The organism is Stenotrophomonas sp. Ps181, assembly GCF_025697425.1.
Classification (GTDB): Bacteria; Pseudomonadota; Gammaproteobacteria; order Xanthomonadales; family Xanthomonadaceae; genus Stenotrophomonas; species Stenotrophomonas sepilia.
In genome coordinates, this window is record NZ_JAHWBI010000004.1 from 1 (window position 1) to 24,793 (window position 24,793).

Genomic DNA, 24,793 nt, shown 5'->3' on the forward strand with positions numbered 1-24,793 from the left:
GGCGGATCAAGGGAGATTCCGGCGTGGGCGCCAAGCTACATGGCGATCGTCGAGATCCAGGCTTACACGGCGGCCCACGCCGGCTCTCGACACCTACGCTGCCAGATTCCGATCAGATAAGGCTTGGCAGCCGCATCCATGCGGCTGACACCCCGCACTCCGACACCGCCCCGCCTCTGACAGATTTCCGCGATCGGGTAGATCCCGCCGTGCGTGGATAGATCTCCATCGGAATCGAAAATTTCGATATCGGAACGATTTGAGCCGAGCATGGCTCGGCCCTACAGAAAGCAATGCCCGACAGATCGCGGAAATCTGTCGAAGGCGGGGTGGGTCCGGTGGCGGGAGTGTCCGCGGCATGGATGCCGCGGCCAAGCCCCCAGGGACGGGTTTACGGGGTCTCCCGCGACCGGACCCACCCCGCCTACCCACGGATAGCCAGCTTTTGCCGTTGCTTCGGCTGTTGCTGGTGCTGTTGCTCCAGCTCGTAGCGGGTGCAGGGCGCAGCCCTGCCGAAAACCCCACCCTCAGCCGTCGCCCTGGATGCCGCCGGGTGCCTGTGCCGGATCGCGCCAGCGGCGCACCGTGCGCTGGAAGAACAGGTTGTTCGGCAGCTGCAGCACCGTGCCCTCGTGGCCGTCGCCGGTTTCCTGCAGCGTGGTGTAGATCAGGTTCACGTCGATCACCCGCCCCTTCAGGCCCGGCTTCTCGCCGTTCTCCAGCACTTCGATGTAGTCATGCAGGCGGAACGGGCGAGTGGTGAAGATCAGCAGCGTGCAGAAGATGTTGGAGAGCACGCTCCAGGCCGCGAAGAAGGCCACTGCGCCCACGGCCGCGAACCCGGTGAACGCGGTCCACAGCACTGAAGGCTTCGCGCCGAGCAGGCTGAGGATATACAGCAGGGCGCTGAAATAGACCACGAAACTGGTGATCCGGCGCGCGCCCATCACCATTTCAGCTGGCAGCGTGTAGTGCTCGGCAAAGCGCCGGATCAGGCGACGGGCGAGTACCCGCAGCAGCCAGGCGACCAGCAGCACCAGCACGATCTGCAGGGCCACGCCCGCGTAGTTCAGCCATGGGTGGCTCCAGGCCGGCAGGTGATCCTTCAGCGACAACATCATGGGGGCGAAAACAGGTGGCGGGAACGGCCTCGATGTTACCCGGCGCGTGCCGGGGTTTCGATCATCGGTGACCACGCCAGGCAGACCAGCTCCTGTCGATGCTGCTGCAGGCAGGCGCGGCCGTTGTCGGGGCACAACCGCAAGGACAGGCCCGATGCCTGCAGCACGACGCAGGCGACGATTACCAGCAGGGCGGCGCAGGATGGGCTGGACATGGCGGAACTCCCTGGAGGTGTTTTCTCGAATGACCTTCCATGGATGCAGCCATCGTCGAAAAGGTTGCATGGCCTTGATCGGCGATCGGCTCTAAACCTTTTTCCGGGTCGCCGCATCCAAGCGATATGCTCGACACCACCATGCCAGCGCCGCCTGCCGCCCACGCCCCTGTCGACGAACCCGCCCTGGTGCGGGCGGCCGCCGCCGGTGACACGGCGGCCTACGAACTGCTGTACCGGCGCCATGCGCCGCGCGTGTTCGCCGTACTGTGGCGCCTGTGCGGGGGCCAGCAGGCGCGTGCCGAGGATGCCCTGCAGGAAGCCTTCCTGCAGGCATGGAAGGCGCTGCCGGGGTTCCGGTTCGAAAGCAGCCTGTCGACCTGGTTGCATCGGTTGGGCGTCAACGCCGCACTGATGGAACTGCGCGGGCGCGCCGCCGGGCAGGACCACGACAGTCTGGAGGAGGTCGACGGCGGCCTGCAGGAGCTGGCGGTGCACGACCGTTGTGCCGGTACCGAGCGCGACCTGGAGCGCGCACTCGCGACGCTGCCTCCGAGGGCGCGTGCGGTACTGGTACTGCACGACATCGAAGGCTGGAAACACCAGGAAATCGCCGAGCAGCTGCAGATGGCCGTCGGCAGTTCAAAGGCACAGCTGCATCGTGCGCGCGGCCTGCTGCGCGCACGGCTGGGAGACATGACATGAGTACACACGAACACGATTCCGACCACGATCTGCTGGCCCGGCTGCGCGCGCTGCCGAACGAGCGCGATGTACCCGCCGATGGCTGGGCACGCCTGTCCGCCCGGTTGCCACCGCGTGGACCGCGGGAAGCGCCCGCGCCAACGGACAACGTGGTGGCGCTGCCAGCGCGTTCGCGTCGGCGCGGGTGGTTGCCGGTGGGTGCGGCGTTGGCGGCCGGCCTGGCGCTGTACGCGGTGGCGCCATGGCGCCACGTGCAGCCGGATGCGCCGGTGCCGTCCACCCTGCAGTTGCAGGCTGCGGCGATGACCGAGCAGTACCGGCAGGCGGTGGCCTCGCTGCCCGCAGGCCGGGCACCGGAATGGCAGCCGGCATTGCACGAACTCGATGAAAGCGCGGCACAGATCCAGGCCGCGCTGGCGCAGGATCCACGTGCGCCTCACCTGCTTGGCCAGCTCAAGCGCACCTATGCGCTGCGGCTGGAACTGACCCGGCAGGCGGCCTATGCCGCCGAGTCCGGCCTGACGACCTGAGGAGACCCCCCATGACACGAACCCTGATGACCTGCTGCGCCGCGCTGTTGCTGCTGCCCGCAGTGGCCCTGGCTGACACCCGGATCGACGAACGCCACAACCTGGCCGCCGGCGGCCGCATCGAACTGAGCAACGTGGCCGGCAAGGTGACCGTGCGTGGCTGGGACCGCAACGACGTGCAGCTCACCGGTACGCTCAGTGATGGCCTGCAGCTGCGCCAGGAAAAGAGTGCCAACCGCGTCCGCTGGGAGATCGAGTATCCGCGACGCAGCAACAACGGCGGCGCAACGCTGGTGCTGAACGTGCCGCGCTCGGTGGAACTGCTGCTGAGCACGGTCAGTGCCAGCCAGGACATCAGTGGCATCGATGTGCGACGGCTGCAGGCCGACACCGTCAGCGGCAGCCTGAGCGCGGCTGGCCGCAGTGGCGACAGCAAGCTCAACACGGTCAGTGGCAGCGTCAGCGCACGCCTGCAGACGCCGAAGCTGGATGTGAACACCGTCAGTGGCCGCATCGAGGCCGGCGGCGGCGTGTCCGGTGATATCGGTGCGCAGACGGTGTCCGGACGGGTCGAGGTCGACGCCGGGCGCGTGCAGCGACTGGCGGTGGAAACCGTATCGGGCAGCATTGACCTGTCGGCGGCCGGGCTGGCCCCGGGTGGCCGTATCAATGTCGAATCGGTGAGTGCGTCGGTCAATCTGCGCCTGCCGCGCGCCGTCTCCGCGCAGCTGTCGGTGAACAGCTTCAGCGGGTCGATCAACAGCGATGCTGGCCAGGTGGAGCGGCCGCGCTACGGCCCCGGCAGCCATCTTGATACGCGGCTGGGCAGCGGCGACGGTGATATCCGCATCCAGTCGCATTCGGGCAGTGTTCGGGTAAGCCTGGATCGCTGAGCGCGATCCGGCAGGCCGCGGCGGCAGCGCCGCCGCGGTCGGTACTGGGTCAGCTGGCCTTCTTCAGCGCCCAGGTGGTGCCGAGGACTTCGATCTTGCCACCGGCCTTGCGGAACGCTGCCAGGTCCGAAGCGATCGAATCGCTGCTGACCACGGTGCTGGCGGCCGCGCCCTTGCGTTCGCTGCGGATGCTGTTGCTGGCCTTCGCGGGGGTCTTTGCCTTGCGGGGCATGGTTGCTCCTGTCAGGTGGAAGGGGAGGAAAGCGCCCAGGCATCGGCCTGGCGCAGGTAGTCCTGCCGCTCACGGCGGCAGTCGCTGCCGCCCATCGAGAACTGGCGGCAGATCGCCGGGCGCTGCGAATAGATCGTGCAGCGCAGGTGATAGGGATCGATCGCCGCACACCAGCCTTCCTCGTTGCGCGCCATCACGGCACGGCCGTGGGTGTCGCGTGACAGGAACTGGCCGGGCACGTGGTCGCCAGGCTGCAGCAACACGGGCAACCGGCAACAGACCGCGTCACAACGGCGGCAGTCGATGGGTGCAGGTGCTGCGTCAGGTTGTAAGGCCACAGGGGCCTGGCGGGTGCCCAAAGCGGGTCTCGATGGCGGCTCCGGTGGTACGCGGACCATGAACGAGCCAGGAAGGCATGGCCGCTAGGCCCGCAGGGCGGGCCAGGCTGCACCGTGGACACACACCGGCGTGGCCGGTGGAAGGTGCAGCAGGGTTCTAGCCGACCAAGAGTAACTTGGATCGCGTAACGTTTTGTTAATCCTGGCTGGCTGCCGCCAGCGCAAGGCCCTGGACCACGCCCAGCGAGGGCTCGCCGTGGACCATGCGGGCGCCCGGGAAGGCCTCCGCAACGGCCTGGCGCAGATACCCGGCGCGGGACATGCCGCCGGTCAGGAACACCGCGTCCGGGTCGCCGCCGATGTCGCTGCGGACCTGGGCCAGCAGTTCCCGGATCTGCTCCAGATAACCATGGGCGGCGGCGGCCAGGCCGTCGGCGCTGCTGTCGGCATGCAGGTCGCGGGCGATGTAGTCCAGCGTGCTGCGATGTTCGCTGGCGGCGGTGAGGGCGATCTTGGCGCGCTCGACGTCGCGGTACAGGCGGGCGGTGTTGCCGGTGTCCTGCAGGGCCTGCAGGCGCGCGCCCCACGGATTGTCGACATGGTCATACTTGTGCTGGCGGAAGTCGCGCTGGCGGGTCATGTCCTGCACGGTGGCCGCTTCCACGTAGTGGTGGGCGGGCACGCGGGTGATGCCGCGGCCGAACAGCGGCATGTAGCTGGACAGGCTCAGCGCCAGGTCGATGTCGGTACCGCCGCGGGCGATGCCCCAGGCGCGGTGGATGCGCGGGGCGTCGTCGCCGCCGACTTCGGCGTGGGCGATGTCGGTGGTGCCGCCGCCGATGTCGACGATCACGGCCTGGTGCCGTTCGCGGCTTTCGGCGTGATAGTGCATGGCCGCCGCGGCTGGTTCCTCGAGGAAATCGATCTGGTCGAAACCGGCCTGGCTGGCGGCTTCGCGCAGGATGTCCAGCGCCTGGTCATTGCCGGCCGCACCGATCGAGCTGCGGAACTGCACCGGACGCCCGAGCAGGGCCGCTCGCAGCGGCTGGCCGAGCTGGGCGCTGGCGGTCAGGCGGATGTGTTCGAGGATGTGCGCGGCGATGCCGGTGATGGTCTGCTTGGCGCGTGGGTGCAGGTTGTAGCCGAGCATCGATTTCGGGCTCTGCACCAGGTTGCCTTCGTGTTCCTCGAAATAGGCTTCCAGCGCTTCGTCACCGTAGACCGCATTCTGCAGCAGGTCGCTGGCACTGCGTTCCTTGCCGGCACGGGCTTCCATCCATTCCCTGCGCAGCGCGCGCAGGGCTTCGCGGCGCAGCGCCTGCGGCGTGCGTTCCTGGCCGGCGGCGCGGGCCGCACGCGCAGCGCTGTCGATCATCTGCTGCAGCTGGTGCTCCTGGCCGTCATCGAGCTGGAAGTCATCCGGGTCGGGCACCACGCCGGGGAAGTACACGCTGGTGCGGAACTGCTCGGCGTCGCCGAAGCGGATCGGCAGCAGTTTCCCTTCATGCACGATGGCGGCGGCGGAGTTGCTGGTACCGAAGTCGATGCCGAGGCGCATGGGGAGTTCCGGGGGCGATCAGGGGCCGCGCACTCTGCTGCAGTTCGCCGCCGACTGCAAGGTCCCGCGGTTTCCTGTTCCAGGCCGGGTCAAGGAGGTCGCAGCGTACTGCCCGGAAAAGGCCGGGGAGCCGGGCGGTTACAATGGCGGCTGTTGATTCACTTTGAGGTACTTGCTGATGTCTTCTGCCCCCGCCTGCCCGCAGTGCACCCTGGAAAACACCTATGCCGATGGCGCGCTGTGGATCTGCGCCGACTGCGGCTTCGAATGGACCGCCGAGGAAAGTGCCGGTTCGACCCTGGTCGTGCGTGACAGCAACGGCAATACCCTGCAGGCCGGTGACACCGTCACCGTGATCAAGGACCTGAAGGTGAAGGGCTCCTCGATCCCGCTCAAGCAGGGCACCGTGATCCGCAACATCCGCCTGGTCGAGGACGATGCCGAGCACATCGAAGGCAATTCGGACAAGATCAAGGGCCTGGTCCTGAAGACCTGCTTCCTCAAGAAGGCCTGACCGGCCTTCAGCGCCTGGCCTGCTGCCGTGCGCGCCAGCGGGCCAGGCTGTCCAGCTTGGCCTGGTAGCGCGCCTGCTGCGGCGCCCCGCCCAGTTCCTGTGCACGCAGCAGCTCACGATCGGCGCGCCTGAGCTGGCCGGCCAGGAAATAGGCCCGCGCCAGCCCGAAGTGGAACTGGTGCGCGGTGTCGTACAGGCGCACGGCCTGCCGGTAATAGCGGATCGCCTGCTGCAGTTGCCCGGCGCGTTCGGCCTCGGCACCGAGCATGTACTGCGCGAACGGGTCTTCGCGCTGCACCGATTGCAACCGCTGCTCCAGCGCCCGGGCCTGCGCAATCATGCCGAGCTTGCGGTAGAGGGCGCTGGCGTTGGTCAGTGCAGCATCTTGGCGGCCGTCCAGTCGCAACGCCGTTTCCAGTGCCCGTCGCGCGGCGGCGGTATCGCCCGTGCGGTTTTCCAGCACACCCAGGTTGTTCCAGGTGGCAGCGAAGCTGCCGTCCTGCGCCAGCGCGGTATCGAAGAAGGTACGTGCGCCCGCCAGGTCGCCGCTGGCCATGCGTTCGGCACCGTGATTGTTGTAGAAGTGCGCCAACGCCCGCGCCTGGCTGATCGGCAGCGGCCCGCGGCGGTCGTACAGCACATTGCGATCCAGATCGACGGTGGCGAAGCGGCCGGCGAAGCCGACCCCGGCATTGACGTGGCCTACGCTGTAGACCAGGCCCTGGGCCTGGTCCTGGTACCACGACACCACCTGGCCGACCTCCTGCACGCGCGCCTGGATGCCGGCTTCGCGTGCCAGCGCGACGAACATCAGGGTAAAGGCCAGGCAGTTGGCGCGTCGCTGCTGCCAGATCTCGCTGACGGTGAGGGTCGCATCGGCGTCGTACTGCAGGTCCATGCCATGGCGGTCGAAGATCATCTCCACCAGCGCCTGCAGGCGCTGCTCGCGCGAATAGCTGCGACGGGTCACCTGGGTGTGCAGCATATCGAGCATGGCCGGTGGAATCGCGAACACCTGCTGCGGCGTCGGAATCGTCGGCGCGGCGGTGCTGGCAGTGAGCGCAGGGGCTTCGTTCGCGTCAGGGTTGAGTGCGATCGCGGAGGGTGCCGCCAATGCGGCCAGTGCGAGCAGAACGGATCGGGCGGCAGGACGGTACATGACGGCTCCCGGCAGCGGCGGGCGCTCCCGCCTGAGGCGAGTGTAGACCTGTGCGCGCACCCCTGCAGTGACCGCTGGTCGGTCCGCGCGTTCATCCACAGCCGGTGTGGACCAGCGCTCGACAAAGCTGTGGACAACCGCGTTGGGACCCCGTGCGAAGGGCGTTGTGAGGGTGTGGTGAAAAAATAGCCAGCTTGCCCGCCACCGGCGCAAGCGGGATGATCCGGTCATGGACTTCTCCCCGCTGACGCTCGCTCCGGCGCAGTGGCAGGCGCTGCAGGACAGCTATGCGACGCCACCACGTGCCTACCATCACTTCGGCCACGTGCGTGCGGTGCTGCAGCACTGCCAGGAGGTTGCCGACGGTCCAGGCTGGCAGCAGCCGGCCGAGGTCTACCTGGCCGCGCTCTACCACGATGCGATCTATGTGGCGGGGCGAAAGGACAACGAGGCGCGTTCGGCGCAGCTGGCCCTGCAAGCGATCGCACAGGCGCCGGAACTTGCCACGGTCGACGCGGCCCGGGTCGAGCAGCTGATCCTGCTGACTGCCCGCCATGGCGAGCTCGGCCCGGACGATGTCGATGCCGAGGCCGCGTTGTTCCTGGACTGCGACATGGCGGTCCTGGCCGCGCCGGAACCGGTGTTCAGCGCCTATGATCGCGGCGTGGCCGAAGAGTACAAGGGCGTGGTGCCAGGCTTCCTGTATCGCGCCGGCCGCCGCCGTTTCCTGCAGGGCCTGCTGCGTGCACCGCGCATCTTCCTCAGCGCGTTTTTCCACCAGCGTCTCGACGCGGCCGCCCGCGACAACCTGCGCCGACAGCTGGGCCGCTGAACCAGCCCGGTACACTGGGGCCTGTTTCCACCGATTGCCGCGTCCAACCGTGTCCGTCCCTGATCCCGATCCCCGCCCGTTGCCGCCGGAAGAGCCCGGTCCGAACGAATGCTGCGGCAGCGGTTGCCCGCTGTGTGTGCTGGACCTGTATGCCGACGAGCTGCAGCGCTATCGCAAGGCGTTGGCCGAATGGCTGGCGCGGCACCCGGAGGCGTCCACATGAGGCGCGCGCGCCCAGCGGCACTGCTGGCACTGGCGGCGCTGCTGCTGTTCTTGGCCACCGCGCTGTGGACCCAGTTCGCACGCACCGATCTGGACTGGGTGCGGGCCACGCTCAGCCTCTACCTGCACGGGCCGTGGGGGCTGGCTTTGCGCGCGGCTTACTGCCTGCTGGCATTGGCGATCGCCCTGCTCGGCATCAGCCTCTACCGGAGCAGCATCGGCCCGCGGCGCAGCGCGGCGGCGCCGCTGCTGTTCACGGCCTCGGCACTGGGCCTGGCCACGGTCGCCATCGGTGACAGCTGGCTGCCGGAAGCGACGCCGCTGCTGGCACCGTTCATCCATGGGCTGGCGGCCAACACCGCGTTCCTGTGCGCCAGCGTCGGCATGCTGCTGCAGGCCTGGTACCTGCGCCGTGAACCGGGCTGGCAGTCCGCTGCGGGCCTGCTCTGGGGCTGGGCCTGGCTGGCGTTCGTACTGTTGTGGCTGCATGTGCTGTGGCGTGGCGGGCCGCCGCGCGGGTTGGGGCAGAAGGTCGTGATCGTGGTGATCGTAGGCTGGCTGCTGTACCTGGCGCTGGCACTGTACCGGCGCAGTCGGCGTACCACGGCCGACTGAATCGCCAACGGCCTGCACCGGTACGTGCCGTGCACGCGGTGGCGGCGTATCGTGTGCGCATTCCATCGGGGATGCGATATGAAGCGTGCAGGGCTGGGCAGGGCAATGGGTGTGGTTCTGGCGCTGGCGGCGCTGCCGGCAATGGCGGCGGCCAACGTGCAGCAGTTCAGCCACGGGCGGTTCGAGCAGATTCCGGTGCACATGCCGGCCGGCACGCCGCAGCGGGTGGTGATCTGGTTCCACGAACCCACCCCGGGTGGTGACACCAGCCGCCTGCCGATCGAAGCCCTGCGTGCCGACGGCGCCATGGTTGCCGCTGTGGACATCGCGCACCTGCGCGGGGTGCTCAAGCGCGAGGGTAATCCGACCTGCTCGTTCGGCTCCGGTGATGTCGAGAACTTCTCGCGCTGGCTGCAGGCGTCCCTGCATCTGCCCGGTTACCACCTGCCGCTGGTCGGCGGTGACGGCGAGGGTGCCGAGATGGCCTATTCGCTCGCGGCGCAGGCCGACACCCAGGTGTTTGCCGGCCTGCTGACCACCGGCTTCTGCCCGGATCACAACCATGAGCGCATGGTCTGCGGCGATGGCGTGAAGCACGACAAACTGCAGCCCGCCGAACTGAATTTCCCGTGGTTGAGTGCTGCTGGCGATCACGGCTGCAAGGTGGGCGAGGCCAGCCGGTTCGTCCAGCAGGTCGCCTTGGCACGCGAATTCAAGCGAACCGCGCGCGGTGATGCCTCCCCCGGTCTGGTGGCCGCAGCGCGGTTGATCGGCGCGCAGGCCGGGGTCAGTCTGGCACCGCCGCCGGCCGCGCTGAAGGGCCTGCCGGTGGTGGAAGTACCGGCGACCGGCAGCGGCGATACGCTGGCGGTATTCGTTTCCGGCGATGGTGGCTGGGCCGGCCTGGACAAGGACGTGGCGTCGTCGCTCAACGAGCACGGCGTGGCCGTGGTCGGCATCGACTCGTTGCGCTACTTCTGGAGCGAGCGCACGCCGAAGGGCTTCGCCGCTGACCTGCAGAAGATCATCGACCACTACCGCCAGCAGTGGCACCGCGACAAGGTGATGCTGATCGGTTTCTCGCAGGGCGCCGATGTGTTGCCTGCCACCATCAACCAGCTCGATGCCGGTACCCGTGAGGGGCTGGAGCGCATCGTGCTGCTATCGGTGGGCAGGAAGGCCGACTTCGAATTCCATGTCAGCAACTGGCTGGGCGGTGGCGGCGATGGCCTGCCGATCGCCCCGGAAGTGGCCAGGCTGCCGGCAGAAAAAACGCTGTGCGTGTTCGGCGACAAGGATGAGGACGCACTGTGCCCGGACCTGCCGGCCAATGACGGCGTGAAGCGGGTGAAGCTGCCGGGCGACCACCATTTCGGCGGTGACTATGATCGGCTGGCCGAGGTGATCCTCAAGGGCGGGGCGTGAAGCGGAGAGCGTGCGAACCAACGGTTCGCACCCACCAGAACGAGCCGCGGTAACGCCGGGCCACGCCCGTCAGCGTGTTGGCGCTGGCGTGTCGACCGAGTTCGACACCTGCCGGGTGGTGCGGGGCGTCAGTTGCGCCGCGGGTCCAGAGAGATCAGGCGCGTGGCGTCCAGCAGCGCCGCCGGCAGGTGCATGCCGCCGGGCGCGGCGAGATAGCGCGGCCGCCACTGCGGATCGAACTTCGACTTGAAGCGGCGCAGGCCACTGAACCCGTAGAAACGTTCGCCATGCCGCGCCAGCAGGCCGGCCAGCCGGTTCCAGCGGCCAGCCAGACGATGCTGTGCCAGCCCGGAAAGCGGCGCCATGCCCAGCGAGAAACGTGCATAGCCCTGTGCGCGGCCCCACAGGAACAGCTCGATGAAGAGGAAGTCCATCGTGCCCTTCGGTGCTTCGCTGGCGTGGCGCATCAGGTCCACCGACAGCTCGGCGCCGGCCGGTGCCTGCCACAGGTTGGCGAAGGCCACGATCTGGCCTCCGGCCTCGACCAGCGCCACCGGGAAGCGCACCAGGTAATCCGGGTCGTAGCTGCCGAGCGAGAAGCCTTTTTCGTCGCCGGCCTTGTCTTCCAGCCATGCGTTGGAGATCGCGTGCAGACGCGGCAGCAGGCTGGGAATTTCCTCCACGGGCGCCACGCGGAAGGACAGGCCACCACGCTTGCCCCGGTTCCAGGCCTGGCGCAGGTCGGCGCGCTCGCGCCCTTCCAGGCCGAAATCATGCAGCGGCACCATCGCTTCTTCGCCCAGCTTGACCAGCCCCAGGCCGAGGTCGAGGTAGGTCTGCCAGTAGGACTCGCCGACCTGGTAGAAGACGGGGCGCAGGCCGAGGCGGTCGGCTTCCTCGCGGAAGCGCCAGATCAATGCGCGGGCGACCTCCGGCGGGCCGACCGGGTCGCCCATCGCGATCAGCGACCCCCCATAGCGCTGCATCATCACGAAGCCCAGTTTCGCTTCATCGCGCAGCACTGCCTTGTCAGCGGTCAGCACCAGGCAGGCCTGGGTGTCGGTGGCACCGGCCAGGACTGGCGCCAGCGATTGCAGCGTCGCTTCATCGGCGGCTGGCAGCGGGCTGCGCGTGCTGTGCAGCAGCCGCGCCAGGCCGAACATCACCAGCGCGATGGCCACCACCAGCAACGCACGCAACGCGCGCGGCGCGTTGCCGGAGACCGCGAACTGCCACCACAACTCGTTCTGGTATTCGACATGGCTGTAGGTGAAGAACAGCAGCCAGGTGACTGCGACCAGCACCAGGCCGAGGTTGCGCAGCCACGGCCACGACCAGGCTTCGTCCAGCAGCGCGCCCTGGCGGTAGAACTCGCGACGTGCGGCCCACAGTGCCATCGCCACCAGCAACGCCGAGACGGCGATCAACGGTTGGCCACCGCGCAGCCACAGCGGCAGCGGGGTGACCACGCACACCGCCATCGCCAGCATCCACGCCGCGTGGCTGCGCCGGGCCAGGCCCTGCCCGATCAGCAGCAGCGCGACACCACTGAGGCTGCCGATCAGGTGCGAGGTTTCCAAGATCGGCAGCGAGGCATTCACCAGGTGCCGGCGTGGCGTTGGCAGCGTGCCATCGATGACCAGCGCGGCGCCGATGCTGAACACCGCCAGCGCGATGATCTGCGGCAACCATGGGCGCAGTGCGTTCCAGCCGGCGCGGGTTGCCCCGGCACTGGCCTGCAGCGGCTGGCGCAGCGCGGGCGCAAGGGCGAGCAACGTGGCCAGCACCAGCGGTAGTACGTAGTAGGTGACGCGGTAGATCAGCGCCGCTGCCAGCACCGCCGCCGGTGCCACCTGAGGCAACAGCTTCAACAGGCTCCATTCGAACACGCCCAGGCCGGCCGGCACGGTCGAGACCAGGCCGGCCAGTACCGCGACGAGGTACAGGCCGACGAAGCCGGGCAGGCCGGTGGGCGTCGAGTCCGGCAGCAGCACATAGAACGCGGCGCTGGCCAGCACCAGTTCGATCACGCTGAGCACGGTGACGCCGAGCATGGTGCGGCGGTCGGGTAGCCACAACGCATGGCCGAACACGCTGAACTGCCGTCCATCGCGACCGACCAGCAGCACGGTACCCAGATAGGCGAGCAGGGCGACGATGCCGACGATGCGCACGGCATCGGGGTTCAGTGGCAATGCCAACGCCGCTGCCGCCGGTTCCATGCAGAGTGCCACGCTGATCAACAGCCACGCACCGAATACGAAACCGAGCGTGCTCATCAGCACCACCTGGCCGATCTGCGCCAGGTCCAGGCCGGCGCTGCGGTAGCCACGCAGGCGCACTGCGCCGCCGGTCAACGCCGCAAAGCCCACGGTCTGGCCCAGCGTATGCGCAAGGAAGGCGGTGATGCCGATGCGTGCCGGATGCACGCGGATTCCGCTGCGACGCAGGCCGATGGCATCGAAGCCGATCAGGCAGGCGTAGCTGGCCAGGCCGAGCACCACGGTGAGCGTGATCTGCATGCCGCTGAGCTGGCGGAACGCCTGGCGGATGGCGCGGTAGCCGTGCTCATCGAATTCGCTGGCCAGGCCATGCAGGGCCAGCGAGAGGATCAGCAGGGGAACGACAATGGTGATAACCCGCTTCCATGCCGGGGTGGAGGAAGCGGCGGCGGGGTTGGTGGCTGCGGTCATCGGCGCAAGGGTGCGTCAGGAGGGGCGAGTGCGGTGTCAACGCGGGGCGTGGCGCATCGTGCGCCTGTCGCCGCCATTTGACCAGCGGATGTGTCGGAGTCCGGTAGTGACGTCTCGCGCGGGGGACCCGTGCACCCACCGTTGACCGGATTGGAGGACAATGCGGGCCTGATCACCCGCAGGAGCCACGCCCATGATGGAGCGTTACGACGTCGGACCGCGCATGTCCGAAATGACCGTGTACAACAAGGTCGCCTACCTCTCCGGCCAGATTCCGGAAGACACCAGCCAGGACATCACCGGCCAGACCCGGCAGGTGCTGGCGGAGATCGACAAGCTGCTGGCGCTGGTCGCCAGCGATCGCCAGCACGTGCTGCGTGCGGAAGTGTTCCTGGCCGACATAGCCGACTTCGACGGCATGAACAAGGCGTGGGACGAGTGGGTGGTCGAGGGCGCGACCCCGGCCCGTGCAACCTTCGAAGCCAAGCTCGCCCACGCCGAGTGGAAGGTCGAGATCGTAGTGACGGCAGCGGTGCCGTAACCGGTGTACGGGGTCAGATCCCTTTTCCGTTGGAAAGGAGATCTGGCCCCGGCTGTAGCGGCACCAGCTCGATGCAGTCCACCGGGCACGGCGGGATGCACAGCTCGCAGCCGGTGCACAGGTCGGCAATGACCGTGTGCATGTACTTGGCGCCGCCGACGATGGCGTCCACCGGGCAGGCCTGGATGCACTTGGTGCAGCCGATGCAGTCGGCTTCGACGATCAACGCCACCTGGGCCGCCTTGTGCTCGCCGCGCGAACGATCGAACGGAATCGCCGGTACGCCCAGCACCTGCGCCAGCGCCCGTGCACCGGCATCGCCACCCGGCGGGCAGCGGTCCACACCCGCCTCGCCACGTGCCATTGCCTGCGCGTACGGGCGGCAGCCGTCATAGCCGCATTGCCCGCATTGGGTCTGCGGCAGCAGGCGGTCGAGGCGTTCGGTCAGGGGCGGGATCAGGCTCATGCTCATGCGTGGCGAAGGCTGCGCGTTGGGTTACTTCAGGGGCTTGCCGCGGAACCAGCGCTCGTGGGCCAGCGCCAGCATCGGCTTGTCTTCGGAACTGTCACCGTAGGCATGGATGCGCACGTAGCGCGACAGATCGAACTGGCGGCGGATGTGCTCGACCTTGCGCGGGCCACAGTCGCCACCGGCGTAACGGCCGGTCAGGCGGCCGTCCTGGCTTTCCAGCCGGTTGCAGATCAGCTGCAGGCCCAGCTGCTCGCACCACGGCCGCAGGTACAGGTCCAGCGAGCCGGACACGATCACTACGGTGTGCTGCTGTTCCTTGTGCCAGCGGATCTGCTCCAGCATTTCCGGGCGCACCACGTCGGGCAGGAACTCGCGCGAGAAGCCTGCGGCCAGCGTGGCGATGTCATCGCTGTGGCGGTCACTGAAGGTCAGGCGGGTGACGCGGGCGCGGATGCGTTCGGCCGAGATCAGCTTCAGCCTGTACGCGGCCAGCCACGGGCCGACTTTCCACCATGCCTGTGCCAGCTGTTCGGCGGTGGCCACGCGGCGCAGGAAGCGGCCATAGGTATCGCAGGTGGTCACGGTATGGTCGAAGTCGAACAGCGCCAGTTCCATTGCGTTGCTTCCCATCGCGTTGCCTCCGGTGGCCGGTACTGCCGGCGGGCGCGGCCGAGGCCACGCCCGCTGCAGGCATCAGCGGACCGGCATGCCCGGCTGCGCGCCGCTGTCGGCGTCCAGCAGCGCCAGTGCACCACCGTCGAAACCGGCCGACAGGATCATGCCTTCGCTCAGGCCGAAGCGCATCTTGCGCGGGGCCAGGTTGGCGATGAACACCACGCTGCGGCCGACCAGCTTCTCCGGCTCGCCGTAGCTGCCACGGATACCGGAGAAGATCTGGCGCTTGCCCAGTTCACCTGCATCCAGCTCGAAGCGCAGCAGCTTGTCCGAACCTTCCACGAACTCGCAGACCAGCACCTTGCCGATGCGCAGATCGAGCTTGGCGAAATCGTCGATGCCGATGTAGGCCGGCGCGTCGGCGCTCTTTGCGTCGTCCTTGGCCGGGGCCGGGGCGGCCGGCTTGGCGGCGGGGGCAGCGGCAGCGGCCGGCTGCAGGGTGTCCTTGGAGGCGTCGATCATGGCGTCAATCTTCTTCGGGTCGATACGGGTGAACAGCGGGGTGTACTCAGTGATGCGGTGGCCGAGCAGCGGCTGTGCCAGCTCGGTCCAGTCGTTCACCGGCGCGGCCAGGAAGGCCTCGGCCTGCGCGGCGGTGGCCGGCAGCACCGGCTTCAGTGCGGTGACCAGCACGCGGAACAGGTTCAGGCCCTGGCTGCACACGGCCTGCAGCTGCGCGTCGGCGCCTTCCTGCTTGGCGATGACCCACGGCTTGACGTCGTCGATGTAGCGGTTGGCTTCGTCGGCCAGGGTCATGGTCAGGCGGATCGCCGCAGCCGGGTCGTTGCGCTCGTAGGCTTCACGGATCGGCGCCAGCCCATCGACGAAGCGCTGGTACTGCGCCGCGTCGGGCAGCTGCGCGGCCAGCCGGCCGTCGAAGCGCTTGCTGATGAAGCCGGCGCAGCGGCTGGCCAGGTTGACGAACTTGCCGACCAGGTCGGCGTTGACGCGGGCGATGAAGTCACCCAGGTTCAGGTCGAGATCGTCGACGCCACCGCCGGACTTGGCGGCGTAGTAGTAGCGCAGCGCTTCCGGCTCCAGGCCGGCGTCGAGGAAGGTGCGGGCCATCACGAAGGTGCCGCGCGACTTGCTCATCTTCGCGCCGTCCACGGTCAGGTAGCCGTTGACGTGCAGGCGGGTCGGCGCGCGATGGCCGGTCCCGTGCAGCACCGCCGGCCAGAACAGGCCGTGGAAATTGACGATGTCCTTGCCGATGAAGTGGTGCAGCTCGGTGGAGGTGCCGGCGCGCAGGTGCGCGTCGAAGTCCTCGCCGAGCTTGCCGCACAGGGTCTGGAAGCTGGACAGGTAGCCGATCGGCGCGTCCAGCCAGACATAGAAGTACTTGCCTGGCTGGCCGGGAATCTGGAAACCGAAGTACGGCGCATCGCGCGAGATGTCCCACGCGCGCAGGCCGCCTTCGGCATTGAGCCACTCGCCCAGCTTGGCCTTCACGCCCGGCAGCGCGACATCGCCGGCCAGCCATTCGCGCAGGAACGCATCGAAGTGGCCCACCTCGAAGAAGAAGTGCTCCGAATCGCGCATTTCCGGCGTGGCGCCGGAAATGACCGAACGCGGCTCCTTCAGGTCGGTCGGTGCATAGGTCGCGCCGCAGACTTCGCAGTTGTCGCCGTACTGGTCGGGGCTGCCACAGTTCGGGCAGATGCCCTTGACGTAGCGGTCGGGCAGAAACATGCCCTTGGCCGGGTCGTAGAACTGCGCGACCGAACGGCGGCTGATGTGGCCGGCCGCTTCCAGCTTCAGGTAGAACTGCTCGGTCAACGCCTTGTTGGCCGCCGAATTGGTCGAGTCGTAGTGGTCGAAGGCCACGCCGAAGGCGGCGAAGTCACGTTCGTGGCTGGCCTGGATGTTGGCGATGAAGGTTTCCGGGGTGACCCCGGCCTTCTCCGCGGCCAGCATGATCGGCGTGCCGTGGGTGTCGTCGGCGCAGACGAACCAGGTCCTGCCGCCGCTCATCCGCCGCGCACGTACCCAGATGTCAGCCTGGATGTAGCCGACCAGGTGGCCCAGGTGCAGCGGGCCGTTGGCGTAGGGCAGGGCGGTGGTGACGAGCGCGGTACGGGTCATGGTCGCGGGTGGATCCGAGGGGAACCGCAGATTATCGCATGCCCGCAACGACGTGACCCGGCCGGGCCGGGTCACGGGGTTGAAACAGGTGCGGGGGCGCTTATTCGCGCTGCCAGGTCTGCGCGCGGCAGATGAAGGCGATGCAGCCGGACACGTCCAGCCGGGTGCCGCCGGGCTGCAGTTCCATCTTCGACTTGTAGGTCTTGCCGTTGGCCGGGTCGAGGATGGTGCCGCCGGACCACTTGTTGGCGCCGTCGGCCTTCAGGTTCCAGAGGATGGTCATGCCCTTCACCGGCTTGTTCCTGTTGGCGCCTTCACAGCCGTCACAGACCGGGTTCGGGCCCTTGTCCGAGTGCAGGATGTCGACCACCTTGCCGGTCAGCGTGCCGTTGGGGGCCTGGGTGATCTCGACGATCGACTTCACCTTTCCGGTCTTGTCGTCGATGGTCTTCCAGCGGCCGGCGGCGCCGTCGGCGGCCTGCGCCGAGAGTGCGGCCAGGCACAGCGGCAATGCCAGCAGCAGGGTCTTGAAGGTCTTGCGCATGGTCCCCTCCCAGGGTTCATTCCGGCACGATGCCGGCATGGGTCGACTGTATACCCATTCGGCGGAGTATGGGGAAGGGGGGCTTTGCAGGGCTGCGCCCTGCACCCGCAGAGGCAACGGCAACAGCCGAAGCAAGCGCAACAGCGAGCTATCCGTGGGATGGCGGGGCGGTGTGGGTGGGCAGGACACGCCGTAAACCCATCCATGGGGGCTCGATGGCGCCATCCATGGCGCCAACGGTCCTGCCCATCCACACCGCCCCACCTCTGACAGATTCCTGCGATCTGCCGGAATGGAACGACCTGCTCTTGGTGGGTGTCGACCTTGGTCGACACGTAGATCCATGCCATGCATGGATGAATCACGATTGAAAAACGCTCAACCGACTTCGTACAGCTCCAGCGGCAGGCCATCCGGATCGGCGAAGAAGGTGAAGCGGCGGCCGGTGTACTCGTCCACGCGGATCGGTTCGCACACTACGCCGTGCGCTGACAGGCGCTGGATGATCGGCTCCAGCGTGGCCACCCGGAACGCAAGGTGGCGCAGGCCCTGGGCCTCCGGGCGGCTGGGACGGGGCGGTGGCGAGGGGAAGGAGAACAGTTCCAGCTGGCTGCCGTCGGGCAGGGCCAGATCCAGCTTCCAGGAGTCTCGCGCGGCGCGGTGGTTCTCGGCCAGTACGCGCAGGCCGAGGATACGGACGTAGAAGTCTTTTGAACGCGCGTAATCGCTGCAGATCAGTGCCGCGTGGTGGATGCCCAGCAGGGCGTCGGAACCCGTGTTCATTGCAGGGTGTCCAGCCAGCGCTGGGCGATCTTCAGTGCCAGCGGATAGGGTTCGGGGGCGTTGCGGTTGGTCAGCACGATCACGGTCAAGTGCTTTTCCGGGTGGCGCACGATCACGTTGCGGAAGCCGATGCTTTCGCCACTGTGCCATTGCACCGGGCCGTTCAGGCGCCAGCCGAAGCCGTAGTGCGGTACATCCGGTTCGGGCGTCGATGTGGCCGGGCTGAACATCGCGCGGCGCGAGGCCTTCGACAGCAGGCGGTCGTCGTACAGCGCCGCATCCCAGCGGGCGAGGTCGTCCAGCGAGGAGTAGATCCCGCCATCGCCGAGCACGGCACTGGTGGTGCTCTGGTCGGTGCGCTGCCAGCGGCCATCGATCCGGCTGTAACCATAGGCACGTGCGGCGATGACATCGACGCCGTCCTGGTGGGCCACGGTGTGGACCATGCCCAGTGGGCGGAAGATGCGCTGCTGCAGGAAGGCGGCGAAATCCTGGCCGGAGGCGCGGCTGACGATCAGTGCCAGAAGTGCATAGCCGCTGTTGCTGTAGTGGTACTGCGTGCCGGGTGCGAAATTCAGGCGGTCCTCGTGCGACAACAGGGTCAGCACGTCGGCGTCATGCAGCTGCCGAGTGTCAGCCGGATCCATCAGGTCTTCGTAGTCGAGCAGGCCACCGGTGTGCGAGAGCAGCTGGCGGATCGTGATGGCCGCCGCAGCCGGTGGCAGTTCGGGCAGCCACTGCCGGGCAGGTTGATCCAGCCCAAGACGGCCATCTTCCACCAGCAGCAGCACCGCCGCAGCGGTGAACTGCTTGCTGACCGAGGCCAGCCGGAAGTTGCTGGCCGGGGTGACCGCGGTGCCGTCCTCCACCACCGCCAGGCCGTAGCCGCGGCGGAACACCGCTTGCCCGTCGTGCAGCACCAGGACTGCAGCGCCGGGTACCTGGCCGTCGTAGGCCTGCATCAGCCCGTCGATGCCCGCATCCGGTGGCGTCAGCACCGGTGCGGCGATACCCGTTGAAGGCAGCAGGCCCAGCACGATGGCGAACAGGGCGACGGCACGGCGCATGGTGGCTCCGGAAGGGTCAGGGTGAAGGCGTGGACGTCGTGCTGGCCGGCTGAACCATCCAGCGTTCCATCTTGCGGTCCAGCACGTCCAGCGGCATCGAGCCGTCCTTCAGCAGTTCGGCGTGGAAGCGGCGCAGGTCAAAGGCGGCGCCCTGGCGTGCCCTGGCCTTGTCGCGCAGGGCAACGATGGTGGTCAGGCCGGCGACGTTGGACAGTGCCTGGCCGGGCTGGGCCATGATCCGCTCCACCTCGGCGTTGGCGTCGTCACTGCTCATGTCCACGGTCTTCTGCAGGTAGCTGACGGCCTGCTGCTTGCTCCAGCCCTGTGCGTGCACGCCGGTATCGACCACCACGCGCGCGGCACGCAGCAGGCGCGAGTACAGGTAGCCGATGCGGTCGTAGGGATCGGTATAGATGCCCAGGTCTTCGCCCAGCGTTTCGGCGTACAGGCCCCAGCCTTCGACAAAGGCGAGATCGCCACCGAGGCGGCGGAAGCGCGGCAGCTTGGCCAGCTCCTGCTGCAGGCCCAGCTGCACGTGGTGGCCCGGAATTGCTTCGTGCAGGTACTGCACCGGCACGTTCCAGCGCTTGCGGCTGGGCAGGTCGCGGGTATTGATGTACAGCACGCCCGGTTGCCCGGCCGCCGACGGCTGATAGGCGGCAGCGGCGGCGGTCAGTGCGCGTTCCGGCTCCACCGCACGGACCTCCAGTGGTGCCTTCGGCAAGGTATCCAGCACCTGCGGCAGGCGTACGCTGACCTGCTGCTGCACCTGGCGGTAGCGGTTGATCAGCGCGTTGGCATCGCCGTACTGGAACTGGCGGTCGTTGCGCATGCTGCGCAGCAGCTTGGTGGGAGAACCGCGCAGCTTGGCGTCCTTCATTACCGTGGCGATCTGCGCCTGCAGTTCCTGCACGCGCTGTTCGCCCAGCGCATGCAGTTGTGCGGCGGTCTGGTCGCTGGCGGTGGTCTGCACGATCAGGTTGGCGTACCAGGCCTGGCCATCAGGCAATGCGCCCAGGCCGCTGCTGGTGCGTGTGGCCGGCAGGTATTCGGTGGCGATGAAGCCGCGCAGGGCGCGGTAGGCCGGCATGATGCGCAGCTCGATCATGCGCTTGTATTCGGCGCTGATGCGCGCCTTGTCCTCAGCCGGGATGGTGTTCGGCATGGTGCGGATCGGCGACCAGAAGATGCTCTCTTCGGCGGTCGGCTTGATCACCGCATCCAGCTGCGGCAGCACCTTTTCCATCAGGTCGCGCGGCTGCACCACGCCGGCCTTCATGCCCTGGCGCATGTTGTCGATGGCCTGGTCGAACAGCTCGGGAATGCCCAGCGAACGGCGTGACCAGGTGTCGTAGTCCTGCACGGTATTGAACGGCTGCGCGCCGGCACCGGAACCGAGGATCGCCATGATGCTGCCGATGTTGTAGTACTGGCTGATCGGCATCATCCAGCTCGGGTAGCGCTCGGCGGCCAGTGATGCGCGCGCGTCGCGCACGAAGATCTCGTAGCTGAGCAGGTCCTGGCCCTGCAGGCCGTCACTGCCGAGCTTCTCGACCTTGCCCAGCCATTGCGTGGTGAAGTCGTGCGACTGCTGGCGCCAGGCGGCGGACAGGATGTTGGGCAGCTGGTCGTTGTAGCGGGCCTCGCCCTGGAAGGTCGCCTGCAGCGGATTCAATCGCATCGAGGCATCCCAGTACTCGTCGTACAGGCGCTCCAGCTGCACCTGCTTGGGTACGGCCCGGGCCGGTGCGACCGGACGCGGCGCGGCGCGGCGCGCCGAACTGCCACGGGCCGGCGCGGTGGCGCGGGCGGGCCTGGCCTTGGGCTTGGCGGCCTGGCGGGTCTGCGCGGCGGCAGGGCGGCTGGCCTTCTTCTTCGCTGCTTCGGCCGACGGCACGGCACTGAACAGGAACAACGCGGCGATGGCGGCGGCCAGGACGCGGGTGGGATGCGGCATCAGGAGCTTCCGTGGAACACAGACCGTGGAGCTTGCACGATCCGGCCGCGTACGGCCAGCGTGAAGGCGCAGTCAGCTTTTTGCCGCTGGGGCTTCAGTCAGCCGCGGCCGCGGCGCGCAGGGCGGCGGCCCTGTCGGCACCCAGATAGCGGGTGATCGCACGCCGCATCAGGTACAGCAGTGGAATCAAGGCAATCGCAAAGCCCATCTTGTAGATGTAGTTGACGCTGCTGACGGCCAGGAACAGCGAGGTCGGCCAGTGCTGCGGGCCGAGCACGAAGGCGATCCAGATCACCACGAAGCTGTCCACCACCTGGGAGATCGCGGTGGATCCGGTCGCACGCAGCCACACGTGACGCTCGCCGGTGGCCTGGCGGATGCGATGGAACACTGCCACGTCGATCAGCTGGCCGAGCAGGAAGGCCACCAGCGAACCGGCGATGGTCCACATGCCCTGGCCGAACACCGCTGCGAATGCCGCCTGGTAGTCCGGCACGCCGTGGCCGTCCATCGAGGTGACCCACCAGCTGGCCGGCGCCAGCGAGATCGCTGCGAAGGCGAACAGGAAGCCATAGGCGATCAACACCACGGCCAACCACGAGATGAAGCGCACGCCGCGCTTGCCGAAAAACTCGTTGATCGTGTCGGTCATGATGAACACCACCGGCCACAGCAGGGTACCGGCGGTGAAGCTGAGCGAGCCGGTCTGGCCAAACAGGTTCCAGTTCAGCGGATCGATGCCGAGGGTGTCTTCCAGCGCGAAGATCTTCACCCCGATCAGTTCGGCCAGCACGGCGTTGCCGCAGAAGAACGCGGCCAGCACGATGAACAGCAGGACCGCGCGGTCCTGCAGCGGGCGCTCGATCGGCGCCACGGTGGTCATTCGCTGCGTTCGCCTGCGCGCGTGAACGGAACGCTGGACGGTGCGACTGCACCGCCGGAAATGATGAAGCTCATGGCCTGGTCGACGGTCCAGTCGGTCGGGGTCAGCAGCTCCACCGGCACGATCTCCAGGTAACCCGAAGTCGGGTTCGGCGTGGTTGGCACGTACACCGCGGCCAGTTCACGGTCGGTGCCGTGTTCCTTGATGACGCGGGTGACCAGGCCGACCGACTTCATGTCGCGGTGCGGAAAGTCGATCAGCACCACGCGCTGGGTGCTGCCCGGTTCGGTCTGCAGCATGTCCAGCAGCTTCTTGGCGCTGTCGTAGATGATGCTGGCCAGCGGAATGCGCTTGATCACCGCGCCGACCCAGCGCAGCAGGCGCTGGCCGAGCACGCGGCGGCTGGCCACGCCCACTGCCAGGATCACCAGCAGGGTGGCGAGCAGGGCGATGGTGTTCTGGATCCACTCGGCACGGACCCAGCCGAGGTAATGCGGGAAGCTTGTCGCGATCTGCTCGGAAAGCGGCACCACCAACGGGCTGGAAATGCCCGAAAGCAGCACGAACACGAACTTGACCACGACCCAGGTCAGCCAGATCGGCAGCAGGGTCAGCAGGCCAGTCAGGAACAGGCGCTGCAGGGAGGGGCGGGGGACCAGGGCGGGGGCTTCGAGCGACATGCGCGCATTGTAGCGGCCACGGCCGGTCGATTACGCTGGCCGATCGACTGCGGCAACGATGCATGGAAGGGAAGCTGTGTTGAAGATTCTGCGCGGATTGGGCTGGGCCCTGGCAGGACTGCTGGTGCTGGCCATCGTGGTGTGGTGTGCCTCGCGCATGTGGCCGGTGCCGGAATCACGGCTGCAGGCCCAGCAGCGGTTGCAGGCCCGCCTGCCCGCTGATGGCCGCAACGGCTTTGCGCTGCTGTGGACACTCGCGTTCGACGATCTCGACCCGGCCCAGCGCGATCAGGCGCTGGCCCGGGATGTACAGCGCTGGGAGGCGGATCCGCGCGGCAATGGCGGCGCCCGTCCGCAGCTGGCAGAGGACCACGTCGAGCTGCAATCACGGCCTTCGGCCAGCTGCGGACCGACCGCCAGTGACTGCCTCGCCCAGGTGCGCGCGGACCCGCAGCGCTTCGTCGATGCCCACGCTGGCCACCAGCAGCTGCATGCGCGCCTGGACCAGCTGGCCGATGCGGATCACTTCGTGTCGCCGTTCCGGCCAAAAGGGGAAGGCATCCTGGTGCCGATGCCGACCTATGGTTTGGTGATCGACGCCACCAGCGCACGCGCGCTGGCCTATCTGCAGGGTGATATCGACGGTGCGCTGCGTGGCAGTTGCCGCGGGCTGCAGCTGGGCCGTCGGCTGGTGACGGGCGGCAGCTACCTGGTGGAGAGCATCATCGGTGCCAGCCTGGTGCAGGCCAATGCCCAGCTGCTGGCCGACATGCTGGTCGAACTGCCAGCCGACCAGCCGCTGCCAGCGGAATGCGAGCAGGCGATGAAGCCGATGCGGGCCGCCGAACAGAGCCTGTGCCGTGCGATGCAGGGCGAGTATGCGATGAGCAGGGCTGCGATCGAAACCTCGGCGCAGGAGTTCGGTGGTGTGCTGGTACTCGATCGCCGCAGCACCCTGGCGCGCGTGGCGGGCAACCTGGGCTGGGCCTGTGGTGCGGCGGCGATGACCGCGCTGGAGGCGGACCGCCCGCTGCCGGTGCCGGCACCGCCGCAGCATGACTTCGGCTGCCTGTCGAACATCATGGGGTGCGTGCTGGCCGATATCGCGGGCCCGGCCTATCCCGCCTATTCGTCTCGGCCCCAGGATGCCGCTGCGATGGTGCGGCTGATCGGTGCGCAACGCTGGCTGCGACAGCAGGCCGAGGACCCTGTGGATGCGCTGAAGCGCTTGCCTGCCCAGTTCCGCTCGCAGGTGCGGGCACCGCAGTTGTCGGCCGATGGCCGCCGCCTGCAGGTACCGCGGCGCTCTGCGCCGCGCAGCACCGGCGAGAGCCCATGGTTGTCGGTACCGATGGTGGCCGGGGACGCCCCGCCCGCCGCCGCGCGCGACTGAGCAGCGGTGGCCAGTGCGCGCTGTCCTCGTCATCCTCGCGGCTGCCTTCGCTCCGCGTCGCACCGCAGGTGCACACGCGCATACGCGCGAATCGGAGCCTCCCTGGCAGGGCAGCAGAGGACAGCGCCCGCGCCGGATCAGCGCGCGTGTGGCTTCAACCGCAGATAGACCTGCTTGCGCACCTGGGCGACCACCTCGCCGCTTTCGTCGACGACGTCGTTGCTGAACCAGCGCAGCACCTTCTCGCCGCCCGCTGCTTCGGCACGCAGTTCGGCCAGCAGCGCATCGTCGATGCGGAACGAGGTGCGCACCGTGCCCCGGCCAGGCTTGAGGAAATCGATCGCACCGGCCCGGTCCCACACGTAGTAGTCACGGCCGAGGATGTGCAGCAGGCCCAGCATCCAGAACGGATCGGTCATCGCAAACAGGCTGCCGCCGAAATGCGTCCCCACGTAATTGCGGTTCCACGGCCGCAGCCGGAGTTCCACGTCGATCTGCCGGTAGTCGGGCGTGATCCGGGTGACGTGGATGCCGGTGAACAGGAACGGTGGCCAGAGGTTGATGCCGACGCGGAACAGGCGGGCGTTCATGCAGATCCGGGAGCGCAGGGCGGGGCGTCCAGTCTAACCATTCGCATGCGTATGTTGCACCCGGGCAGGGA

The 24,793-nt window shown here is 67.8% G+C and carries 27 protein-coding genes; 10 read left to right on the forward strand and 17 right to left on the reverse strand.

What is annotated here, in order from left to right; all coding sequences use genetic code 11:
• Positions 1-527: 527 nt before the first annotated feature.
• The gene (locus KXV01_RS09985; RefSeq protein ID WP_080354711.1) at positions 528-1,121 is read right to left on the reverse strand and encodes a mechanosensitive ion channel family protein; all 594 of its coding nucleotides are present in this window, start codon (positions 1,119-1,121) and stop codon (positions 528-530) included.
• A 35-nt stretch (positions 1,122-1,156) separates the two neighbouring features.
• A complete protein-coding gene (locus tag KXV01_RS09990; RefSeq protein WP_111097267.1) occupies positions 1,157-1,336 on the reverse strand; it encodes a hypothetical protein in 180 nt (59 codons plus the stop codon).
• A gap of 126 nt (positions 1,337-1,462) precedes the next feature.
• On the opposite strand from KXV01_RS09990, the gene KXV01_RS09995 reads away from it, so the two are divergent.
• Genes KXV01_RS09995 through KXV01_RS10005 form a run of 3 tightly spaced genes read left to right on the forward strand, consistent with a single transcriptional unit; the run spans position 1,463 to position 3,464 of the window.
• Positions 1,463-2,041 carry a sigma-70 family RNA polymerase sigma factor gene (locus KXV01_RS09995; protein ID WP_005418173.1) on the forward strand — a complete coding sequence of 193 codons (579 nt, stop codon included), beginning with the start codon at positions 1,463-1,465 and terminating at the stop codon, positions 2,039-2,041.
• Entirely contained in the window at positions 2,038-2,571 is a 534-nt protein-coding gene (locus KXV01_RS10000; protein ID WP_049415770.1) for a hypothetical protein, read from the forward strand. The genes KXV01_RS09995 and KXV01_RS10000 overlap by 4 nt, the downstream gene beginning before the upstream one ends.
• Before the next feature lie 11 nt (positions 2,572-2,582).
• Positions 2,583-3,464 carry a DUF4097 family beta strand repeat-containing protein gene (locus tag KXV01_RS10005; RefSeq protein WP_049415767.1) on the forward strand — a complete coding sequence of 294 codons (882 nt, stop codon included), beginning with the start codon at positions 2,583-2,585 and terminating at the stop codon, positions 3,462-3,464.
• 49 nt (positions 3,465-3,513) lie between these two features.
• On the opposite strand, the gene KXV01_RS10010 is transcribed toward KXV01_RS10005, so the two are convergent.
• The 3 genes from KXV01_RS10010 to KXV01_RS10020 all read right to left on the reverse strand — a co-directional run bounded on the left by KXV01_RS10010 (position 3,514) and on the right by KXV01_RS10020 (position 5,592).
• On the reverse strand, positions 3,514-3,696 hold the full coding sequence (locus KXV01_RS10010) for a hypothetical protein (protein ID WP_005410566.1): 183 nt from the start codon (positions 3,694-3,696) through the stop codon (positions 3,514-3,516).
• 11 nt (positions 3,697-3,707) lie between these two features.
• On the reverse strand, positions 3,708-4,001 hold the full coding sequence (locus KXV01_RS10015) for a YkgJ family cysteine cluster protein (protein ID WP_080104338.1): 294 nt from the start codon (positions 3,999-4,001) through the stop codon (positions 3,708-3,710).
• A 229-nt stretch (positions 4,002-4,230) separates the two neighbouring features.
• Positions 4,231-5,592, reverse strand: a complete 1,362-nt coding sequence (locus KXV01_RS10020; RefSeq protein ID WP_111097266.1) for an Hsp70 family protein — start codon at positions 5,590-5,592, stop codon at positions 4,231-4,233.
• Positions 5,593-5,770: 178 nt separating this feature from the next.
• On the opposite strand from KXV01_RS10020, the gene KXV01_RS10025 reads away from it, so the two are divergent.
• Positions 5,771-6,106, forward strand: coding sequence for a zinc ribbon domain-containing protein YjdM (locus KXV01_RS10025; RefSeq protein WP_010482882.1), 336 nt, complete (start codon positions 5,771-5,773; stop codon positions 6,104-6,106).
• Positions 6,107-6,113: 7 nt separating this feature from the next.
• On the opposite strand, the gene KXV01_RS10030 is transcribed toward KXV01_RS10025, so the two are convergent.
• The gene (locus KXV01_RS10030; protein WP_263467751.1) at positions 6,114-7,265 is read right to left on the reverse strand and encodes a transglutaminase domain-containing protein; all 1,152 of its coding nucleotides are present in this window, start codon (positions 7,263-7,265) and stop codon (positions 6,114-6,116) included.
• A gap of 229 nt (positions 7,266-7,494) precedes the next feature.
• Here KXV01_RS10030 and KXV01_RS10035 point away from each other — a divergent pair, with 229 nt between their 5' ends.
• The 4 genes from KXV01_RS10035 (at position 7,495) to KXV01_RS10050 (ending at position 10,359) form a co-directional block, all read left to right on the forward strand.
• Complete coding sequence (locus KXV01_RS10035) at positions 7,495-8,097, forward strand: hypothetical protein (RefSeq protein WP_111097265.1); 603 nt, start codon at positions 7,495-7,497, stop codon at positions 8,095-8,097.
• Positions 8,098-8,146: 49 nt separating this feature from the next.
• Positions 8,147-8,320, forward strand: a complete 174-nt coding sequence (locus KXV01_RS10040; RefSeq protein ID WP_049415754.1) for an oxidoreductase-like domain-containing protein — start codon at positions 8,147-8,149, stop codon at positions 8,318-8,320.
• The gene (locus tag KXV01_RS10045) at positions 8,317-8,934 is read left to right on the forward strand and encodes a DUF998 domain-containing protein (RefSeq protein WP_049415752.1); all 618 of its coding nucleotides are present in this window, start codon (positions 8,317-8,319) and stop codon (positions 8,932-8,934) included. The genes KXV01_RS10040 and KXV01_RS10045 overlap by 4 nt, the downstream gene beginning before the upstream one ends.
• A gap of 78 nt (positions 8,935-9,012) precedes the next feature.
• The gene (locus KXV01_RS10050; protein WP_181452425.1) at positions 9,013-10,359 is read left to right on the forward strand and encodes an AcvB/VirJ family lysyl-phosphatidylglycerol hydrolase; all 1,347 of its coding nucleotides are present in this window, start codon (positions 9,013-9,015) and stop codon (positions 10,357-10,359) included.
• Positions 10,360-10,487: 128 nt separating this feature from the next.
• On the opposite strand, the gene mprF is transcribed toward KXV01_RS10050, so the two are convergent.
• Entirely contained in the window at positions 10,488-13,052 is a 2,565-nt protein-coding gene (gene mprF, locus KXV01_RS10055) for a bifunctional lysylphosphatidylglycerol flippase/synthetase MprF (RefSeq protein WP_049415746.1), read from the reverse strand.
• Between the two features lie 193 nt (positions 13,053-13,245).
• Between mprF and KXV01_RS10060 the strand changes: the two genes are divergently transcribed.
• The gene (locus KXV01_RS10060) at positions 13,246-13,593 is read left to right on the forward strand and encodes a RidA family protein (RefSeq protein ID WP_005418155.1); all 348 of its coding nucleotides are present in this window, start codon (positions 13,246-13,248) and stop codon (positions 13,591-13,593) included.
• A gap of 13 nt (positions 13,594-13,606) precedes the next feature.
• Here KXV01_RS10060 and rnfB read toward each other — a convergent pair whose 3' ends face one another.
• The 9 genes from rnfB to KXV01_RS10105 form a co-directional block, all read right to left on the reverse strand.
• On the reverse strand, positions 13,607-14,059 hold the full coding sequence (gene rnfB, locus KXV01_RS10065; RefSeq protein ID WP_049415744.1) for an Rnf electron transport complex subunit RnfB: 453 nt from the start codon (positions 14,057-14,059) through the stop codon (positions 13,607-13,609).
• 30 nt (positions 14,060-14,089) lie between these two features.
• Positions 14,090-14,680, reverse strand: coding sequence for an HAD family hydrolase (locus KXV01_RS10070; protein WP_005418147.1), 591 nt, complete (start codon positions 14,678-14,680; stop codon positions 14,090-14,092).
• Positions 14,681-14,758: 78 nt separating this feature from the next.
• Positions 14,759-16,825 carry a methionine--tRNA ligase gene (gene metG, locus KXV01_RS10075; protein WP_100478558.1) on the reverse strand — a complete coding sequence of 689 codons (2,067 nt, stop codon included), beginning with the start codon at positions 16,823-16,825 and terminating at the stop codon, positions 14,759-14,761.
• 100 nt (positions 16,826-16,925) lie between these two features.
• Positions 16,926-17,369, reverse strand: a complete 444-nt coding sequence (locus tag KXV01_RS10080) for a DUF2147 domain-containing protein (protein WP_049415741.1) — start codon at positions 17,367-17,369, stop codon at positions 16,926-16,928.
• A gap of 378 nt (positions 17,370-17,747) precedes the next feature.
• A complete protein-coding gene (locus KXV01_RS10085) occupies positions 17,748-18,152 on the reverse strand; it encodes a VOC family protein (protein WP_263467752.1) in 405 nt (134 codons plus the stop codon).
• On the reverse strand, positions 18,149-19,219 hold the full coding sequence (locus tag KXV01_RS10090) for a serine hydrolase domain-containing protein (protein ID WP_099485989.1): 1,071 nt from the start codon (positions 19,217-19,219) through the stop codon (positions 18,149-18,151). Before KXV01_RS10090 ends, KXV01_RS10085 begins: the two co-directional genes overlap by 4 nt.
• 16 nt (positions 19,220-19,235) lie before the next feature.
• Positions 19,236-21,176, reverse strand: coding sequence for a DUF885 family protein (locus tag KXV01_RS10095; protein ID WP_164283133.1), 1,941 nt, complete (start codon positions 21,174-21,176; stop codon positions 19,236-19,238).
• Between the two features lie 94 nt (positions 21,177-21,270).
• Positions 21,271-22,059 (reverse strand): queuosine precursor transporter, encoded by a 789-nt coding sequence (locus KXV01_RS10100; RefSeq protein ID WP_049414431.1) that lies wholly within the window; start codon positions 22,057-22,059, stop codon positions 21,271-21,273.
• Positions 22,056-22,739, reverse strand: a complete 684-nt coding sequence (locus KXV01_RS10105) for a DUF502 domain-containing protein (protein ID WP_005418129.1) — start codon at positions 22,737-22,739, stop codon at positions 22,056-22,058. Before KXV01_RS10105 ends, KXV01_RS10100 begins: the two co-directional genes overlap by 4 nt.
• 76 nt (positions 22,740-22,815) lie before the next feature.
• Here KXV01_RS10105 and KXV01_RS10110 point away from each other — a divergent pair, with 76 nt between their 5' ends.
• The gene (locus KXV01_RS10110) at positions 22,816-24,132 is read left to right on the forward strand and encodes a hypothetical protein (protein ID WP_099485984.1); all 1,317 of its coding nucleotides are present in this window, start codon (positions 22,816-22,818) and stop codon (positions 24,130-24,132) included.
• A 137-nt stretch (positions 24,133-24,269) separates the two neighbouring features.
• On the opposite strand, the gene KXV01_RS10115 is transcribed toward KXV01_RS10110, so the two are convergent.
• Positions 24,270-24,722 carry a DUF4442 domain-containing protein gene (locus tag KXV01_RS10115; protein ID WP_049414429.1) on the reverse strand — a complete coding sequence of 151 codons (453 nt, stop codon included), beginning with the start codon at positions 24,720-24,722 and terminating at the stop codon, positions 24,270-24,272.
• Positions 24,723-24,793: the final 71 nt, after the last annotated feature.

What these genes read in the sequence shown, in the direction of transcription:
- KXV01_RS10080 (WP_049415741.1), bottom strand. Translation starts at nt 17,369, where the DNA reads ATGCGCAAGACCTTCAAGACCCTGCTGCTGGCATTGCCGCTGTGCCTG.
- KXV01_RS10095 (WP_164283133.1), bottom strand. Translation starts at nt 21,176, where the DNA reads ATGCCGCATCCCACCCGCGTCCTGGCCGCCGCCATCGCCGCGTTGTTC.
- rnfB (WP_049415744.1), bottom strand. Translation starts at nt 14,059, where the DNA reads ATGAGCCTGATCCCGCCCCTGACCGAACGCCTCGACCGCCTGCTGCCG.
- KXV01_RS10035 (WP_111097265.1), top strand. Translation starts at nt 7,495, where the DNA reads ATGGACTTCTCCCCGCTGACGCTCGCTCCGGCGCAGTGGCAGGCGCTG.
- KXV01_RS10090 (WP_099485989.1), bottom strand. Translation starts at nt 19,219, where the DNA reads ATGCGCCGTGCCGTCGCCCTGTTCGCCATCGTGCTGGGCCTGCTGCCT.
- KXV01_RS10115 (WP_049414429.1), bottom strand. Translation starts at nt 24,722, where the DNA reads ATGAACGCCCGCCTGTTCCGCGTCGGCATCAACCTCTGGCCACCGTTC.
- KXV01_RS10010 (WP_005410566.1), bottom strand. Translation starts at nt 3,696, where the DNA reads ATGCCCCGCAAGGCAAAGACCCCCGCGAAGGCCAGCAACAGCATCCGC.
- mprF (WP_049415746.1), bottom strand. Translation starts at nt 13,052, where the DNA reads ATGACCGCAGCCACCAACCCCGCCGCCGCTTCCTCCACCCCGGCATGG.
- KXV01_RS09990 (WP_111097267.1), bottom strand. Translation starts at nt 1,336, where the DNA reads ATGTCCAGCCCATCCTGCGCCGCCCTGCTGGTAATCGTCGCCTGCGTC.
- KXV01_RS10000 (WP_049415770.1), top strand. Translation starts at nt 2,038, where the DNA reads ATGAGTACACACGAACACGATTCCGACCACGATCTGCTGGCCCGGCTG.
- KXV01_RS10030 (WP_263467751.1), bottom strand. Translation starts at nt 7,265, where the DNA reads ATGTACCGTCCTGCCGCCCGATCCGTTCTGCTCGCACTGGCCGCATTG.
- KXV01_RS10085 (WP_263467752.1), bottom strand. Translation starts at nt 18,152, where the DNA reads ATGAACACGGGTTCCGACGCCCTGCTGGGCATCCACCACGCGGCACTG.
- KXV01_RS10020 (WP_111097266.1), bottom strand. Translation starts at nt 5,592, where the DNA reads ATGCGCCTCGGCATCGACTTCGGTACCAGCAACTCCGCCGCCGCCATC.
- KXV01_RS10060 (WP_005418155.1), top strand. Translation starts at nt 13,246, where the DNA reads ATGATGGAGCGTTACGACGTCGGACCGCGCATGTCCGAAATGACCGTG.
- KXV01_RS10105 (WP_005418129.1), bottom strand. Translation starts at nt 22,739, where the DNA reads ATGTCGCTCGAAGCCCCCGCCCTGGTCCCCCGCCCCTCCCTGCAGCGC.
- KXV01_RS09995 (WP_005418173.1), top strand. Translation starts at nt 1,463, where the DNA reads ATGCTCGACACCACCATGCCAGCGCCGCCTGCCGCCCACGCCCCTGTC.
- KXV01_RS10045 (WP_049415752.1), top strand. Translation starts at nt 8,317, where the DNA reads ATGAGGCGCGCGCGCCCAGCGGCACTGCTGGCACTGGCGGCGCTGCTG.
- KXV01_RS10070 (WP_005418147.1), bottom strand. Translation starts at nt 14,680, where the DNA reads ATGGAACTGGCGCTGTTCGACTTCGACCATACCGTGACCACCTGCGAT.
- KXV01_RS10100 (WP_049414431.1), bottom strand. Translation starts at nt 22,059, where the DNA reads ATGACCACCGTGGCGCCGATCGAGCGCCCGCTGCAGGACCGCGCGGTC.
- KXV01_RS10050 (WP_181452425.1), top strand. Translation starts at nt 9,013, where the DNA reads ATGAAGCGTGCAGGGCTGGGCAGGGCAATGGGTGTGGTTCTGGCGCTG.
- KXV01_RS10025 (WP_010482882.1), top strand. Translation starts at nt 5,771, where the DNA reads ATGTCTTCTGCCCCCGCCTGCCCGCAGTGCACCCTGGAAAACACCTAT.
- KXV01_RS09985 (WP_080354711.1), bottom strand. Translation starts at nt 1,121, where the DNA reads ATGATGTTGTCGCTGAAGGATCACCTGCCGGCCTGGAGCCACCCATGG.
- metG (WP_100478558.1), bottom strand. Translation starts at nt 16,825, where the DNA reads ATGACCCGTACCGCGCTCGTCACCACCGCCCTGCCCTACGCCAACGGC.
- KXV01_RS10005 (WP_049415767.1), top strand. Translation starts at nt 2,583, where the DNA reads ATGACACGAACCCTGATGACCTGCTGCGCCGCGCTGTTGCTGCTGCCC.